Raw genomic sequence first — 14,272 nt, forward strand, 5'->3', positions numbered from 1 at the left:
TTGTTCCAGATTGTTAAAGAGCAAAATACTTCGCAGCATACTGTCGCCAATATACTCTGAAGTATTAAATACCGGACTATATGGTGGAGCTAAGCGGGATCGAACCGCTGACCTCCTGCGTGCAAGGCAGGCGCTCTCCCAGCTGAGCTATAGCCCCATACAGTCACGTGCAGTACCTTTTCCACTTCGAAGAAGTGGTAGGCCTGAGTGGACTTGAACCACCGACCTCACCCTTATCAGGGGTGCGCTCTAACCACCTGAGCTACAAGCCTATAAAGGTATTTCTGCTCGTTACTTTCTATCAGACAATCTGTGTGAGCACGCCACTCGAACTAATATCTTTAGGTAAGGAGGTGATCCAACCGCAGGTTCCCCTACGGTTACCTTGTTACGACTTCACCCCAGTCATGAATCACAAAGTGGTAAGCGCCCTCCCGAAGGTTAAGCTACCTACTTCTTTTGCAACCCACTCCCATGGTGTGACGGGCGGTGTGTACAAGGCCCGGGAACGTATTCACCGTAGCATTCTGATCTACGATTACTAGCGATTCCGACTTCATGGAGTCGAGTTGCAGACTCCAATCCGGACTACGACATACTTTATGAGGTCCGCTTGCTCTCGCGAGGTCGCTTCTCTTTGTATATGCCATTGTAGCACGTGTGTAGCCCTACTCGTAAGGGCCATGATGACTTGACGTCATCCCCACCTTCCTCCAGTTTATCACTGGCAGTCTCCTTTGAGTTCCCGGCCGAACCGCTGGCAACAAAGGATAAGGGTTGCGCTCGTTGCGGGACTTAACCCAACATTTCACAACACGAGCTGACGACAGCCATGCAGCACCTGTCTCAGAGTTCCCGAAGGCACCAAAGCATCTCTGCTAAGTTCTCTGGATGTCAAGAGTAGGTAAGGTTCTTCGCGTTGCATCGAATTAAACCACATGCTCCACCGCTTGTGCGGGCCCCCGTCAATTCATTTGAGTTTTAACCTTGCGGCCGTACTCCCCAGGCGGTCGATTTAACGCGTTAGCTCCGGAAGCCACGCCTCAAGGGCACAACCTCCAAATCGACATCGTTTACAGCGTGGACTACCAGGGTATCTAATCCTGTTTGCTCCCCACGCTTTCGCACCTGAGCGTCAGTCTTCGTCCAGGGGGCCGCCTTCGCCACCGGTATTCCTCCAGATCTCTACGCATTTCACCGCTACACCTGGAATTCTACCCCCCTCTACGAGACTCTAGCTTGCCAGTTTCAAATGCAGTTCCCAGGTTGAGCCCGGGGATTTCACATCTGACTTAACAAACCGCCTGCGTGCGCTTTACGCCCAGTAATTCCGATTAACGCTTGCACCCTCCGTATTACCGCGGCTGCTGGCACGGAGTTAGCCGGTGCTTCTTCTGCGAGTAACGTCAATTGATGAACGTATTAAGTTCACCACCTTCCTCCTCGCTGAAAGTGCTTTACAACCCGAAGGCCTTCTTCACACACGCGGCATGGCTGCATCAGGCTTGCGCCCATTGTGCAATATTCCCCACTGCTGCCTCCCGTAGGAGTCTGGACCGTGTCTCAGTTCCAGTGTGGCTGGTCATCCTCTCAGACCAGCTAGGGATCGTCGCCTAGGTGAGCCATTACCCCACCTACTAGCTAATCCCATCTGGGCACATCTGATGGCAAGAGGCCCGAAGGTCCCCCTCTTTGGTCTTGCGACGTTATGCGGTATTAGCTACCGTTTCCAGTAGTTATCCCCCTCCATCAGGCAGTTTCCCAGACATTACTCACCCGTCCGCCGCTCGTCACCCAGGGAGCAAGCTCCCCTGTGCTACCGCTCGACTTGCATGTGTTAAGCCTGCCGCCAGCGTTCAATCTGAGCCATGATCAAACTCTTCAATTAAAAGCTTGATTTGCTTCCACTCGAGAAGCGATGCTCAAAGATTTACTGCATGAATTTTACTTCAGTTAGTCACTCTTCAAGACTTGATATTTTTTTGCATCCGAAGATGCTGGATATCGTCTTGTGGAGTGCCCACACAGATTGTCTGATAAATTGTTAAAGAGCAGTGAGTTAGGCGCTTTCGCTTGCTAACTCGAGGTGGCGTATATTACGCTTTCCTCTTTCAGAGTCAACCCTAATTTTCAGGATTTTTTCTCTGCGACCCCCGGATACTCTGTGAAGTTGTTCACATGTTCCGTGTCGATGGAGGCGCATTATAGGGAGCCGGTTCAGAATGACAAGCGATAATCTGCATTTTTTATCTGACCGCTCACTATTCATTCGTAACGCCTATTAAACCCGCTTTTTGATGGCTGCCGGCAGGTCCGCCAGGCTATTTAGCACCCAATCGGCCAGCTTTTCGCCCTGCTCGGTCACCGGCTTGCCGGTACGCACCAGCACCTTAGTGCCAACGCCGGCCGCGATCGCCGCCTGCATGTCTTCCGGTTTATCCCCCACCATATAAGAAGCGGCCATATCGATGTTCAATTCCTGCTGTGCTTGCAACAGCATGCCCGGCTGCGGTTTACGGCAGTCGCACACCTGACGATACTCCTCTACTGCCGCCTCCGGATGATGCGGGCAGAAATAGATGCCGTCGAAGTCGACATCGCGATCGGCCAGCGACCAATCCATCCACTCGGTCAGGTACATAAATTGGTCTTCGCTGAACTTGCCGCGCGCAATGCCGGACTGGTTGGTCACCATCACCAACGCGAAGCCCATCTTTTTGAGTTCGCGACAGGCGTCAATCACGCCGTCAATAAAGTGGAAGTTGTCGATTTCATGGACATAACCATGGTCAACATTAATCGTACCGTCACGATCGAGAAAAATTGCTGGAACGCTTTGTGTCACCGCTTTGCTCCTGAGGGGCTGAATACGCTGACAGTATCGCATGTTTTACCCCGCACTGAGAACGCCGGAGAACGTCGCTGGCCGTTGACTTAGACGTCTAGACGCCTTAACATCTGATCCATACCTTGGTTCCACGCCGAGGTTTACTTTTATCTAGCCACGGGCAACCACGCTAAAATAAGAAGAATATGATTAAACTTTCTAACATCACTAAAGTGTTCCAGCAGGGTTCGCGCACCATTACCGCGCTCTCTGACGTGACCCTTCACGTCCCTGCAGGGCAAATCTATGGCGTCATCGGTTCCTCCGGCGCCGGTAAAAGCACGCTGATTCGCTGCGCCAACATGCTGGAGCGCCCAACGTCCGGCCAGGTGCTGGTCGATGGTCAGGATCTGACTTCGCTGTCGGAAAGCGAACTGACGCGCGCCCGTCGCCAAATCGGCATGATCTTCCAGCACTTCAACCTGCTCTCTTCCCGCACGGTGTTCGGCAACGTCGCGCTGCCGCTGGAGCTGGACAATACGCCGCGCGCCGAGATCAAAAAGCGCGTGACCGAACTGCTGGAGCTGGTCGGCCTGGCGGACAAACACGACGCCTATCCGGCCAACCTGTCCGGCGGCCAGAAACAGCGCGTGGCGATCGCGCGCGCGCTGGCCAGTAACCCCAAAGTGCTGCTGTGCGACGAAGCCACCAGCGCGCTGGATCCGGCCACCACCCGTTCCATCCTGGAACTGCTGAAAGACATCAACCGCCGTCTGGGCCTGACCATTCTGCTCATCACCCATGAAATGGACGTGGTGAAACGCATCTGCGACCAGGTCGCGGTCATCAGCCAGGGGCAACTGATCGAAAAAGACAGCGTCAGCGAAGTGTTCTCACACCCGAAAACCCCGCTGGCCCAACAGTTCATTCAGTCCACGCTGCATCTGGATATTCCGGACGACTACGCCGCGCGCCTGTCGCCGGAGCGCCAGGGCGACCGTCAGCCGCTGCTGCGCCTGGAATTCACCGGCCAGTCGGTCGATGCGCCGCTGCTGTCTGAAGCCGCTCGCCGCTTCAACGTGAACAACAACATTATCAGCGCCCAGATGGATTATGCCGGCGGCGTGAAATTCGGCGTGATGCTGGCGGAGCTGCACGGCAGCGACGAAGACGCGCTGGCGACGATTAAGTTCCTGCAAGAAAATCAGGTAAAAGTAGAGGTTCTGGGTTATGTCTGAGGCAATGATGTGGTTGATGGCACGTGGCGTGTGGGAAACCGTCATGATGACCTTTGTCTCCGGCTTCTTCGGTTTCGTGCTCGGCCTGCCGGTAGGCGTGCTGCTGTATGTGACCCGCCCGGGGCAGATCATCGCCAACAATTCGCTGTATAAGATCCTGTCCGGGCTGGTGAACATCTTCCGTTCCATCCCGTTCATTATCCTGTTGGTTTGGATGATTCCTTTTACCCGCATGATCGTCGGTACCTCGATCGGTCTTCAGGCGGCCATCGTGCCGTTGACCGTGGGCGCCGCGCCGTTCATCGCGCGCATGGTGGAAAACGCCCTGCTGGAGATCCCGTCCGGTCTGGTGGAAGCGGCGCGCGCCATGGGCGCCACGCCGATGCAGATCATTAAGAAAGTGTTGCTGCCGGAAGCCCTACCGGGCCTGGTCAACGCCGCGACCATCACCCTAATCACCCTGGTGGGTTACTCCGCCATGGGCGGCGCGGTCGGTGCCGGCGGTCTGGGCCAAATCGGTTACCAATACGGTTATATCGGTTATAACGCCACAGTTATGAATACCGTATTAGTATTACTGGTAGTTTTGGTTTATCTGATCCAATTCTGCGGCGATCGCATCGTCAAAGCCGTTACCCATAAATAGTTTCACAGCATATTAATGCGAGTCTAATGAGGAAGGGATATGTCGTTAACATTTAAATCCATCGCGACAATTGGCGCACTGATCGGCACTCTGGCTCTGGCGGGCTGTGGCCAGGATGAAAAGAATCCAAACCACATCAAGGTCGGCGTGATCGTCGGCGCAGAGCAGCAAGTGGCTGAAGTGGCGCAGAAAGTGGCGAAAGAGAAATACGGTCTGGACGTCGAGCTGGTCACCTTCAACGATTACGTGCTGCCAAACGAAGCGCTGAGCAAAGGCGATATCGACCTGAACGCCTTCCAGCACAAGCCTTATCTGGATCAGCAGATCAAAGATCGCGGCTACAAGCTGGTGCCGGTCGGCAGCACCTTTGTTTACCCGATCGCCGGTTACTCCAAGAAAATCAAATCGCTGGACGAACTGAAAGAGGGTTCTCAGATCGCACTGCCGAACGATCCGACCAACCTGGGCCGCTCGCTGCTGCTGCTGCAGAAAGTCGGCCTGATCAAGCTGAAAGACGGCGTTGGCCTGCTGCCGACCGTGCTGGACGTGACCGAGAACCCGAAAAACCTGAAGCTGGTTGAGCTGGAAGCGCCTCAGCTGCCACGTTCTCTGGACGATCAGCAGATCGCGCTGGCGGTGATCAATACCACCTACGCCAGCCAGATCGGCCTTACGCCGGCGAAAGACGGTCTGTTCGTGGAAGATAAAGACTCGCCTTACGTCAACCTGCTGGTTGCGCGCGAAGATAACAAAGATGCGGAAAACGTGAAGAAATTCGTGCAGGCCTATCAGTCTGACGAAGTTGACGCCGCCGCCAACAAAATCTTCAACGGCGGTGCGGTGAAAGGCTGGTAAGCGCTTATTCACCAATTTTATTCCTATAATTGCAAGACGGGCCAAGGCCCGTCTTGTTATTTCCGCCATAGATTGCTTCAATAGCGCCACTTTCATTAAGGCAGAGGAATCTCAATGCGTGTTTTACCTCTCTGTTTGTTAGCGCTCGCGCTGGCCGGATGTTCATCGCAACGTATCGCGCCATCCTCAACAAACAGCACCAGCAAGCCGACCACGACCGCCCCGGCCAAGACCACGCCGGCCGCCCGCCCCGCTCCGGTAAAACTGTATAAAAGTGCAGAAGAACTCGTGGGTAAACCGTTCCGCGATCTGGGTGAAGTGTCCGGCGAATCGTGCCAAACCACCGTACAAGACTCCCCACCGAATCTGGCTACCGCCCGTAAACGCATGCAAATCCGCGCGTCTTACATGAAGGCCAACGCCGTGCTGCTGCACGACTGCCAGATTGTCAGCGGCGTCGCCGGTTGTTATCAGCAGGCCGTCTGCCAGGGCTCGGCGCTTAACGTCTCGTCCAAATGACCGAATTCGTTTTCGAGCAGATCGGCGTGATCCGCTCGCCGTATAAAGAGAAATTCGCCGTGCCCCGCCAACCGGGGCTGGTCGAAGACGGTGGCGGCGAACTGCTGTTGCTACCGCCCTACAACCAGGCGGAAGCGGTTCGCGGTCTCAGCGATTTCAGCCATCTGTGGGTGATGTTCATTTTCCATCAAACCATGGAAGGCGGCTGGCGCCCGACGGTACGCCCACCGCGTTTAGGCGGCAATGCCCGCATGGGCGTGTTCGCCACCCGCTCCACCTTCCGCCCCAACCCGCTCGGCATGTCGCTCATTGAGCTCAAAGGCGTACGGGTGAAAAACGGGGAAGTGGCGCTGGAACTGGGCAGCCTCGATCTGGTCGACGGTACCCCGGTGGTGGACATCAAGCCTTATCTGCCGTTCGCCGAGAGCCAACCGCAGGCCCGCGCCGGCTTTGCCCAGGCCGCGCCCGCCGGCGATATGCCGGTGCGTTTCGCGCCGCAGGCGGAACAGCAGCTGCAGCAACATCAGGCGCGCTACCCGCAATTAAGGCGTTTTATCAGCCAGGTGCTGGCACAGGACCCCCGTCCCGCCTATCGTAAAGGAGAGGACGTCGAACGGGATTACGCCGTCTGGCTGCTGGATTTCAACGTGCGCTGGCGCGTCGTAGACGGCCACACCGAAGTGCTGTCGCTCGACCCGCGTTAAAATTCCGCCGCCTCTCTTTTGGCGACCCGCTCGCGCTGGTAAACTAAATCACTTTTTGGCCGCCACTCTGGCAGCCCGATGCAATTTGCAGTTCTAACGGAACCAAAACACCATGCGTACTAGCCAATATCTGCTCTCCACTCTGAAGGAGACACCTGCCGACGCCGAAGTGATCAGCCACCAGCTGATGCTGCGCGCCGGGATGATCCGCAAGCTGGCCTCCGGTCTTTACACCTGGCTGCCGACCGGCCTGCGCGTTCTGAAGAAGGTTGAAAACATCGTTCGCGAAGAAATGAACAATGCTAATGCGATCGAAGTGTCCATGCCGGTGGTTCAGCCTGCCGACCTGTGGCAGGAAAGCGGCCGTTGGGAGCAATACGGCCCCGAGCTGCTGCGCTTCGTCGACCGCGGTGACCGTCCTTTCGTGCTGGGCCCGACGCATGAAGAAGTGATTACCGATCTGATCCGCAACGAGATCAGCTCGTACAAGCAGCTGCCGCTGAACTTCTTCCAGATCCAGACCAAGTTCCGTGATGAAGTGCGCCCACGTTTCGGCGTGATGCGTTCCCGTGAGTTCCTGATGAAGGATGCCTACTCCTTCCATACCTCGCAGGAGTCTCTGCAGGAGACTTACGACGCGATGTACGAAGCGTACAGCAAAATCTTCAGCCGCATGGGCCTGGATTTCCGCCCGGTGCAGGCCGATACCGGCTCGATCGGCGGCAGTGCGTCGCACGAATTCCAGGTGCTGGCAGACAGCGGTGAAGACGATATCGTGTTCTCCACCGGTTCCGACTTCGCCGCCAACATCGAGCTGGCGGAAGCGGTCGCGCCGGCGGCTCCGCGCGCGGCGGCCAGCGAAGCGCTGCGCCTGGTAGATACCCCGAACGCAAAAACCATCGCCGAGCTGGTCGAGCAATTCGCGCTGCCAGTGGAAAAAACCGTGAAGACGCTGATGGTACGCGCCACCGAAGAGAGCGGCCACAAGCTGGTCGCTCTGCTGGTGCGCGGCGATCACGAGCTGAACGAAGTCAAGGCAGAGAAGCTGGCGCTGGTTGCCACGCCGCTGACCTTCGCCACCGAAGAAGAAATTCGCGCCATCGTCGGTGCCGGCCCGGGTTCACTCGGCCCGGTCAACCTGCCGATGCCGGTGGTAGCTGACCGCAGCGTGGCGGCGATGAGCGACTTTGGCGCCGGCGCCAACGTTGACGGCAAACACTACTTCGGCATCAACTGGGAGCGCGATCTGCCGCTGCCGCAGGTGGCCGATATCCGTAACGTGGTGGAAGGCGACGCCAGCCCGGACGGTCAGGGTACGCTGCTGATCAAACGTGGCATCGAAGTGGGCCATATCTTCCAGCTCGGCACCAAGTATTCGGAAGCGATGAAAGCGACCGTGCAAGGCGAAGATGGCCGTAACCAGGTACTGACCATGGGTTGCTACGGCATCGGGGTCACGCGCGTCGTGGCCGCCGCCATCGAGCAGAACCACGACGAACGCGGCATCATCTGGCCGGACGCTATCGCGCCGTTCCAGGTCGCTATTCTGCCGATGAACATGCACAAGTCGTTCCGCGTGCAGGCGCTCGCCGAAGAGCTGTACAACACCCTGCGCTCCCATGGCATCGACGTGATCCTCGATGACCGCAAAGAGCGTCCGGGCGTGATGTTCGCGGATATGGAACTGATCGGCGTGCCGCACTCTATCGTTATCGGTGACCGTAACCTCGACAACGAAGAGATCGAGTACAAGAACCGCCGCGTCGGCGAGAAGCAAATGATCAAAACCGGCGAAATCGTTGATTTCCTGCTGGGCCAGATCAAACGCTGAGCGACGAACGCCAGAAAATAAAAAACCCGCCTAGGCGGGTTTTTTTATATCCGAAAACGCTTACTTGCTGCTGCAGTTTTTGCTGCGGTCGAACGCGATTTTGCCGTCCGGTACCACCGCCTTCTCTATCTGCCCTTCTTCCATCGATGGCTGCACGCTGAAATGCGCATTGAAGGTCAGGAACACCGGCTCGCCGGCATTTTTGTTGGCTTTGGCGTAACCTTGCTCCAGCGCGATGTTGTTATCCACCGGGAACGTGATGCCGGTAGCGCAGTCCTTGAAAACTGCCGCATCCGCCATATAGGTGTAACTGCCTTTCATCACCATCGGCGTTTTAGGCAACGGTTTTTCAATCGGCTCCAGGCGATAGTTCAGCTTGGAGGCGATCGGCGCGCCGCTGCGATCCAGCATCTCCAGGCTCTTGCCCACCGGACGGAAGTAACGTTTTTCACCGGTGCTGTCGGTCAGCACCAGCTTATCCGCAGTGCGCGCCCATTTGCCGTAGTCGGCAAAGGTCTGATCGCCGTCTTTGGTGCCGCGATAGGTTTCCTGCAGAACAAAGGTGCCGTCCTCATCCAGGAACAGCGCCGTATCCAGCCCGCCGCAATCGGCGCAAGGCAACAATCCTTGATAACTCTGCGGCATCGCCTGCAGCGGTTGTTCCTTCGGCTGATAATGATTGTTGCATCCCAACAACGAGAGTGCGCCTGCCGCCAAGAACAGGGCTACCGTAATTTTCTTCACAGTTATTCTCCTACTGTGTTCATGTATTCCTAAGTGCGAACCTTGCCACGCAGCGCCTTGGTGGCGCCTTTACGCGTCTTGCCTTCCAGGCGACGCAGTTTCGCCCCTTTCGTCGGCTTGGTCGCCTTGCGCGTTTTTTCCACCACCATCGCCTGCTGAATCAGCGCGACCAACCTGGCCAACGCCGCTTCGCGATTCAATTCCTGACTGCGATACTCTTGCGCCTTGATAATCACTACGCCATCAGCGGTAATGAGATGATGATTCAGCGCCAGCAGCCTTTCCTTATAATACTCTGGCAGGCTGGATGCCCGGATGTCAAAGCGCAAATGGATCGCCGTTGAGGTTTTGTTCACGTGCTGGCCGCCCGCGCCCTGCGCGCGGATCGCCGTCAATTCCAGTTCATTATCCGGTATGGCTACGTTTCTTGACAGTTCCAGCACCGGTTACACCTGTGCCTGCTGCCACTCGGCAAACTGGATTTCCAGACTATTCTGAGCATCGGACAGCCAAATAGTTCCCTCCTGCAGCGTTGCCTGCAGCGTCATGGTGCGGCTGGCCAATGCCGTCAGGCGCGCCAACTGCTCGTCGTCAAGGAAACGCACGCTCAGGTTCTTGTAGCCGGCCACCTTACCCTGCATTCCCTGCCACCACACGTGCGCAGCGCGCTCGCCGTAAGCGTACAACACCACGCGCGGCGACTGGTTGCAGGCCTTGCGGATGCGTTTTTCGTCGGGTAATCCCATCTCGATCCACATTTCCAGCCCGTTGTGGTCGTTGCGCTGCCAGATCTCCGGCTCGTCGTCGGCGCTCAGCCCTTTGGTGAACACCAACCGCTCGTCGGCATGACAGATCCAGGCCAACAGGCGCAGCATCATGCGCTGCTCATTTTCGGACGGGTGTTGCGCCAGCGTCAGCGTGGCGTCGTGGTAGAAGTGACGATCCATATCAGCAATATTGACCGCGGCTTTATAAATGGTTGCTTTCAGCGCCATGGGTGACCTCGTTATTATCCGGCGACAGTGTACTTGATCAGGGCCAAACCCCGCCAGCGCGGCCAGGCTGCGGCAGTGCGAAAGGCGTGCCGGGGTGCTGATAACTCCATAACAGCTGTGCTATAGTCGTCTAGGATAGGATAAAACTCCGAGAGCCTGCGCCTCATCGCGATAGTAGTCTTGATGATGCAGAGGTTCTTAAGGGAGGAAACTGTGCAACAATACTGTGAGTTAGTACGCCGTACTTACGCCGAGATTGGCAGTGGAGATCTTGGCTACGTGCCTGATGCGCTGGCTTGTGCGTTAAAGGCATTGGACGATGTCGCAGCGAACGATGCGCTACCGTCCTCCGTTAGGGAACAGGCGGCCTTTGCCGCCGCTAACTTATTGGTGAGCGACTATGTTGATGAATGATGAGTACCAACCCATCAATTGCGATGACTACGACAACCTGGAACTCGCCTGTCAGCATAAACTTATTCTGAAGCTGGAGTTACGCGACGGAGAAGTGATCGAGGCCAAGGCGATCGACCTGCTGCAAAAGAAACGCGTTGAGTATCTGACCATCGAACAGAACGGCCAGCAGCGCGACCTGCGTCTGGACCATATCAGCAGTTTCAGTCATCCGGAAATCGGTACCGTGGTCGTCAGCCTGTCGGACTGAGCAGCGGTAACCCCATCCCAACAGGGCAGCCCAACGGCTGCCCTCGTCATTTAGGGCTTCAGGCTGGCGTAATAGGCCGCCAGATCGGCGATATCGTCATCCGACAGCCCCGACACGTAGGCCTTCATCACCTCGGCCTGGCCGCCGTTGCGTTCCCCTTTCTTATACGCCTGCAACGCGTGCTGCAGGTACATGGCGTTCTGCCCGGCCAGATTCGGGTACATCGGCACCGTCACCTTGCCCTTCGCGCCGTGGCAGGCCGCACAGGCGGCGGCTTTGGCCTGACCGGCCGCCGCATCTCCCGCCGCCAACGCCGGCAGGCTGAACAGGCCGGCAGCCAACAGCGCGATTTCCACAAACTTCATCATTGCTCCTCACGATTATGATTTTTTTCCCAGCGCAGCCGCCACGGGCGTTCGCCTTCCGGCACCTGCCCCGCCTCACAGACGAATACGCCCAGCGCGGCGATCAGCTGCTCATCATAATAAATCAACGGGATGCGTTCACGCTGCCAGGGAGGAATACCCAGCTCCTGCCACAGTTTTTTTATCGGCCGCGAATGGACGCGCCCCACGATGCGCACCGCGCCCTGCACGCCGCCGAAACGAATGCTAATCTGCTGCGATGGCTGCGGTGCGCGCAGCGCCAGATCGCCCTCACCGGCAACCAACTGCCCCAGCCCGTCCGGCAACGTCAGCGGCTGGTCAGGCTGCCAGGGCAGATGCACATCGCGCAGCGCCGCCAGCGGCGGCAACAGGTGCAATCGGCCGCGGAAACGGCGAATCTGATAGGCGCCGAGCTGCAGCTGCGGTTCGGCATCCTCCCGGCTGAGCGCCACCTCTTCCCACAGGCGCTGAAGCTGCTCACGCGCCGGCATGGTGACGTTAAACAATGCGATCCAGCGCCGCAGCAAGGCGAAGCGCCGCACCGGCGAACAGTCGGTCAGGCCGTCAATCGCCAATGAGCGATCCGCCGCCAACAGGCTTTGCAGCGGTTCTGCCAACAGTTCGTCCAGCAGTTGCTCCTGCTCGGCGCACAGGCCGGCGCTGCGCGCTACCGCCGAGGCGAAGTGCGGCCAGCGCTGGTTGAGCTGCGGCAACACCTGCAACCGCAGGAAATTGCGATCGAAGCGCGTTTCCTGATTGCTGTCGTCATCTATCCAGGTTAAGGCGTGGCGTTGCGCGTAGCTTTCCAGCGTCTGACGCGAACAGCCCAACAGCGGCCGCAACAGCAGGTGCTCGCCCAGCGTCGCGCGCGCCGCCATCGCCGACAGCCCCGCCGGCCCGCTGCCGCGCTTGAGCGCCAGCAGGAAGGTTTCGCTTTGATCGTCGAGGTGTTGCGCGGTGAGCAGCGCTTCGCCCTCCGTGAGGGCGGCGCTGAAGGCGGCATAGCGCGCCGCACGCGCCGCCGCTTCGATGCCGCCCTGGCGGGCGTCCACCTGCACATGCGTCACCGTCAACGGGATCTGCCAGTCGGCACACCGGCTGCGGCAATGCTCAACCCAACGGTCGGCAAAGGCGCTCAGGCCATGATGCACGTGCAGCGCACGCAGCTGCAGCGCCGGACGTTGGCGGCGCAACGCCGCCAGCAGATGCAGCAGCACGCTGGAATCCAGGCCGCCGCTGAACGCCACCAGCAGCCGCTGCTGCGCGCCCAGCTGGTCCGCCACCTGCGTCGTTAATTGATCAGTATCCATCGGTAGGCTTTGTCACTTCTACATAGCTGCACGTTAACCCCGCCTACCGCCATCAATCAAGCATTAACCGTCCGGGCCTGGCGTCGCGTCAGCAGCCACCAGCCGCCCAGCACCGCGATCACCGCCAGCGCACATCCGGCCGCTCCCCAGCCGATCTGGGCGAAAATGCGGCCATACGCCTGCATCGCCGCCCCTTCGATGTGGTCTTCGGCGGTCTGATTGGCGATGATGCCCGCCAGGTAGTTGGCGATCGAACCGGTCGCCAGCATATAGATACCGGTCAACACGCCGGTGGCGCCGGGGATATTCAGCCGGGTGATCTGCGCCATCGCCACCGGATCGATAAACAGTTCGGCAAAGCCCATCACCGCCAGACCGGCGATCATCAGCCCCATCGATCCCGGCCCGTGCAGCCGGGTATTAAGCGCCATCAGCGTAAAGCCGACGCCGATCAACAGCAAACCGAAGGCGAACTTACACCAGATGCGCAGCGTGCGATCGCCATCGCCACTCGCCAGCCAGGCCAGCGCCACGCCGCCCAGCATCACCGCACAGGCGTTAACCGACTGGAACAAGGCGGTCGGCACCGTCCAGCCGAACCAGCGCCGGTCAACGAAATGATCGATAAACAGGCTGATGGAGCTGCCGCCCTGCTGGGCAAAGGCCCAGAACAGCGTGCCTAGCAGCATCAGCACAACGATCTGCCACAGCCCCCGGCGCTGGCCGGTGTCCGCGCGCAGCATAATGCGCGCCACCAGCACCACCGCCGCCACGCACACCAACCCGAGCAAATAGCCGGCCCAGCCACGTTCAAACAGCAGCGTGAAGAACAGCGGCGACGCCAGCAGCGCCGCCAGCAGCCATCCCCAGTGCGGCAAGCCCAGACTCCTGGCGCGCATCAGCGGTGCATTCACGCCGCGCGTGTGGCGGAAATGGCGTCCGCCCAGCAGAAAAATCACCAGACCGGCGAACATGCCGATCCCGGCCAACGCAAAGCCGACGTGCCAACCATAGCGTTCGGCCGCCAACCCGCAGGCGATCGGCGCCAGAATAGATCCGACGTTGCCGGCGGCGTACAGCAGCGAGAAGCCCCCTTCGCGGCGCGAGTCCTGCGCCGGATACAGCTCGCCCAGCAGGCAGCTGATATTGGATTTGAACAGGCCGTAGCCGCAGATGATGATGGCCAGCGCCAGATAGAGCGACTGGGCGGAGACCGCGCTCAGGCCAAGCACGATATGCCCCAGGGTCATCAGGGCCGCGCCGGCGATCACCGCGACGCGGTTGCCCAGCAGGCGGTCGGCGAGCCAGCCGCCAAGAATAGGAGTGACGTAAACTAACGAAGCGTAAGCGCTGTAGAGATCGATGGCGTGGCTGTCGGTATAGCCGAGTTGGTGGGTCAGATAGAGGATCAATAACGCACGCATGCCGTAAAAGCTGAAATATTCCCAAATTTGTATCGCTACGACATAGTAGATTGCGCGCGGCTGTGAGGGTGTTTTCATGGAGGTCTCCCATCAGTCGGTGAACGGCAAAGGGGAAGCGCGAGCGCCTCC

Annotated in this window: 15 protein-coding genes, 2 tRNA genes and 1 rRNA gene; 8 read left to right on the forward strand and 10 right to left on the reverse strand. The window is 58.4% G+C overall.

Translation table 11 applies throughout. The features are described 5' to 3' along the window. Positions 1-81: 81 nt before the first annotated feature. The 4 genes from ACMGGW_RS17840 to gmhB all read right to left on the reverse strand — a co-directional run bounded on the left by ACMGGW_RS17840 (position 82) and on the right by gmhB (position 2,845). Positions 82-157: transfer RNA gene (locus ACMGGW_RS17840), tRNA-Ala, on the reverse strand. Between the two features lie 38 nt (positions 158-195). Beyond that, positions 196-272 (reverse strand) — tRNA-Ile (locus tag ACMGGW_RS17845). A 74-nt stretch (positions 273-346) separates the two neighbouring features. After that, positions 347-1,888, reverse strand: a 16S ribosomal RNA gene (locus ACMGGW_RS17850). 393 nt (positions 1,889-2,281) lie between these two features. Beyond that, positions 2,282-2,845: a D-glycero-beta-D-manno-heptose 1,7-bisphosphate 7-phosphatase gene (gene gmhB, locus ACMGGW_RS17855; RefSeq protein ID WP_025304009.1), complete on the reverse strand. Its 564-nt coding sequence runs from the start codon at positions 2,843-2,845 to the stop codon at positions 2,282-2,284. A gap of 188 nt (positions 2,846-3,033) precedes the next feature. On the opposite strand from gmhB, the gene metN reads away from it, so the two are divergent. The 6 genes from metN (at position 3,034) to proS (ending at position 8,620) form a co-directional block, all read left to right on the forward strand. Beyond that, positions 3,034-4,065 carry a methionine ABC transporter ATP-binding protein MetN gene (gene metN / locus ACMGGW_RS17860; protein ID WP_004932012.1) on the forward strand — a complete coding sequence of 344 codons (1,032 nt, stop codon included), beginning with the start codon at positions 3,034-3,036 and terminating at the stop codon, positions 4,063-4,065. After that, entirely contained in the window at positions 4,058-4,711 is a 654-nt protein-coding gene (locus ACMGGW_RS17865) for a methionine ABC transporter permease MetI (RefSeq protein WP_004932010.1), read from the forward strand. Before metN ends, ACMGGW_RS17865 begins: the two co-directional genes overlap by 8 nt. 39 nt (positions 4,712-4,750) lie before the next feature. Then, positions 4,751-5,566 carry a MetQ/NlpA family lipoprotein gene (locus ACMGGW_RS17870; RefSeq protein WP_025304010.1) on the forward strand — a complete coding sequence of 272 codons (816 nt, stop codon included), beginning with the start codon at positions 4,751-4,753 and terminating at the stop codon, positions 5,564-5,566. A 114-nt stretch (positions 5,567-5,680) separates the two neighbouring features. Further along, positions 5,681-6,085 carry an Rcs stress response system protein RcsF gene (gene rcsF, locus ACMGGW_RS17875; protein ID WP_025304011.1) on the forward strand — a complete coding sequence of 135 codons (405 nt, stop codon included), beginning with the start codon at positions 5,681-5,683 and terminating at the stop codon, positions 6,083-6,085. Beyond that, complete coding sequence (gene tsaA, locus ACMGGW_RS17880; RefSeq protein ID WP_033644898.1) at positions 6,082-6,789, forward strand: tRNA (N6-threonylcarbamoyladenosine(37)-N6)-methyltransferase TrmO; 708 nt, start codon at positions 6,082-6,084, stop codon at positions 6,787-6,789. The genes rcsF and tsaA overlap by 4 nt, the downstream gene beginning before the upstream one ends. 112 nt (positions 6,790-6,901) lie before the next feature. After that, positions 6,902-8,620, forward strand: a complete 1,719-nt coding sequence (proS, locus tag ACMGGW_RS17885) for a proline--tRNA ligase (protein ID WP_089196204.1) — start codon at positions 6,902-6,904, stop codon at positions 8,618-8,620. A gap of 60 nt (positions 8,621-8,680) precedes the next feature. Here proS and nlpE read toward each other — a convergent pair whose 3' ends face one another. The 3 genes from nlpE to ACMGGW_RS17900 are packed head-to-tail and all read right to left on the reverse strand — an operon-like array spanning position 8,681 to position 10,359. Continuing rightward, positions 8,681-9,364 (reverse strand): envelope stress response activation lipoprotein NlpE, encoded by a 684-nt coding sequence (nlpE, locus tag ACMGGW_RS17890; protein WP_016929868.1) that lies wholly within the window; start codon positions 9,362-9,364, stop codon positions 8,681-8,683. Between the two features lie 29 nt (positions 9,365-9,393). Next, complete coding sequence (arfB, locus tag ACMGGW_RS17895; RefSeq protein ID WP_004931997.1) at positions 9,394-9,807, reverse strand: alternative ribosome rescue aminoacyl-tRNA hydrolase ArfB; 414 nt, start codon at positions 9,805-9,807, stop codon at positions 9,394-9,396. A 3-nt stretch (positions 9,808-9,810) separates the two neighbouring features. After that, positions 9,811-10,359 carry a YaeQ family protein gene (locus tag ACMGGW_RS17900; RefSeq protein ID WP_025304016.1) on the reverse strand — a complete coding sequence of 183 codons (549 nt, stop codon included), beginning with the start codon at positions 10,357-10,359 and terminating at the stop codon, positions 9,811-9,813. Positions 10,360-10,572: 213 nt separating this feature from the next. Between ACMGGW_RS17900 and ACMGGW_RS17905 the strand changes: the two genes are divergently transcribed. Then, complete coding sequence (locus tag ACMGGW_RS17905) at positions 10,573-10,773, forward strand: YaeP family protein (protein WP_004931993.1); 201 nt, start codon at positions 10,573-10,575, stop codon at positions 10,771-10,773. Further along, positions 10,760-11,023 carry a Rho-binding antiterminator gene (gene rof, locus ACMGGW_RS17910; RefSeq protein ID WP_004931991.1) on the forward strand — a complete coding sequence of 88 codons (264 nt, stop codon included), beginning with the start codon at positions 10,760-10,762 and terminating at the stop codon, positions 11,021-11,023. The genes ACMGGW_RS17905 and rof overlap by 14 nt, the downstream gene beginning before the upstream one ends. A 50-nt stretch (positions 11,024-11,073) precedes the next feature. On the opposite strand, the gene ACMGGW_RS17915 is transcribed toward rof, so the two are convergent. From ACMGGW_RS17915 to dtpD, 3 genes are read right to left on the reverse strand one after another with little or no spacing between them, the layout of a single operon-like run. Further along, positions 11,074-11,388 carry a c-type cytochrome gene (locus ACMGGW_RS17915; RefSeq protein ID WP_197832448.1) on the reverse strand — a complete coding sequence of 105 codons (315 nt, stop codon included), beginning with the start codon at positions 11,386-11,388 and terminating at the stop codon, positions 11,074-11,076. Then, positions 11,388-12,719 carry a tRNA lysidine(34) synthetase TilS gene (gene tilS, locus ACMGGW_RS17920; RefSeq protein ID WP_197832449.1) on the reverse strand — a complete coding sequence of 444 codons (1,332 nt, stop codon included), beginning with the start codon at positions 12,717-12,719 and terminating at the stop codon, positions 11,388-11,390. Before tilS ends, ACMGGW_RS17915 begins: the two co-directional genes overlap by 1 nt. Before the next feature lie 56 nt (positions 12,720-12,775). Beyond that, positions 12,776-14,221: a dipeptide permease DtpD gene (gene dtpD / locus ACMGGW_RS17925; protein ID WP_147823297.1), complete on the reverse strand. Its 1,446-nt coding sequence runs from the start codon at positions 14,219-14,221 to the stop codon at positions 12,776-12,778. Between the last annotated feature and the right edge of the window lie 51 nt (positions 14,222-14,272).

This window comes from Serratia sp. BNK-4, from assembly GCF_048685115.1.
In the GTDB taxonomy this organism is placed as follows: Bacteria; Pseudomonadota; Gammaproteobacteria; order Enterobacterales; family Enterobacteriaceae; genus Serratia; species Serratia bockelmannii.

Coding starts and splice junctions, on each gene's coding strand:
- metN (WP_004932012.1), top strand. CDS start 3,034: ATGATTAAACTTTCTAACATCACTAAAGTGTTCCAGCAGGGTTCGCGC.
- ACMGGW_RS17865 (WP_004932010.1), top strand. CDS start 4,058: ATGTCTGAGGCAATGATGTGGTTGATGGCACGTGGCGTGTGGGAAACC.
- ACMGGW_RS17870 (WP_025304010.1), top strand. CDS start 4,751: ATGTCGTTAACATTTAAATCCATCGCGACAATTGGCGCACTGATCGGC.
- rcsF (WP_025304011.1), top strand. CDS start 5,681: ATGCGTGTTTTACCTCTCTGTTTGTTAGCGCTCGCGCTGGCCGGATGT.
- tsaA (WP_033644898.1), top strand. CDS start 6,082: ATGACCGAATTCGTTTTCGAGCAGATCGGCGTGATCCGCTCGCCGTAT.
- proS (WP_089196204.1), top strand. CDS start 6,902: ATGCGTACTAGCCAATATCTGCTCTCCACTCTGAAGGAGACACCTGCC.
- ACMGGW_RS17900 (WP_025304016.1), bottom strand. CDS start 10,359: ATGGCGCTGAAAGCAACCATTTATAAAGCCGCGGTCAATATTGCTGAT.
- rof (WP_004931991.1), top strand. CDS start 10,760: ATGTTGATGAATGATGAGTACCAACCCATCAATTGCGATGACTACGAC.
- ACMGGW_RS17915 (WP_197832448.1), bottom strand. CDS start 11,388: ATGAAGTTTGTGGAAATCGCGCTGTTGGCTGCCGGCCTGTTCAGCCTG.
- tilS (WP_197832449.1), bottom strand. CDS start 12,719: ATGGATACTGATCAATTAACGACGCAGGTGGCGGACCAGCTGGGCGCG.
- dtpD (WP_147823297.1), bottom strand. CDS start 14,221: ATGAAAACACCCTCACAGCCGCGCGCAATCTACTATGTCGTAGCGATA.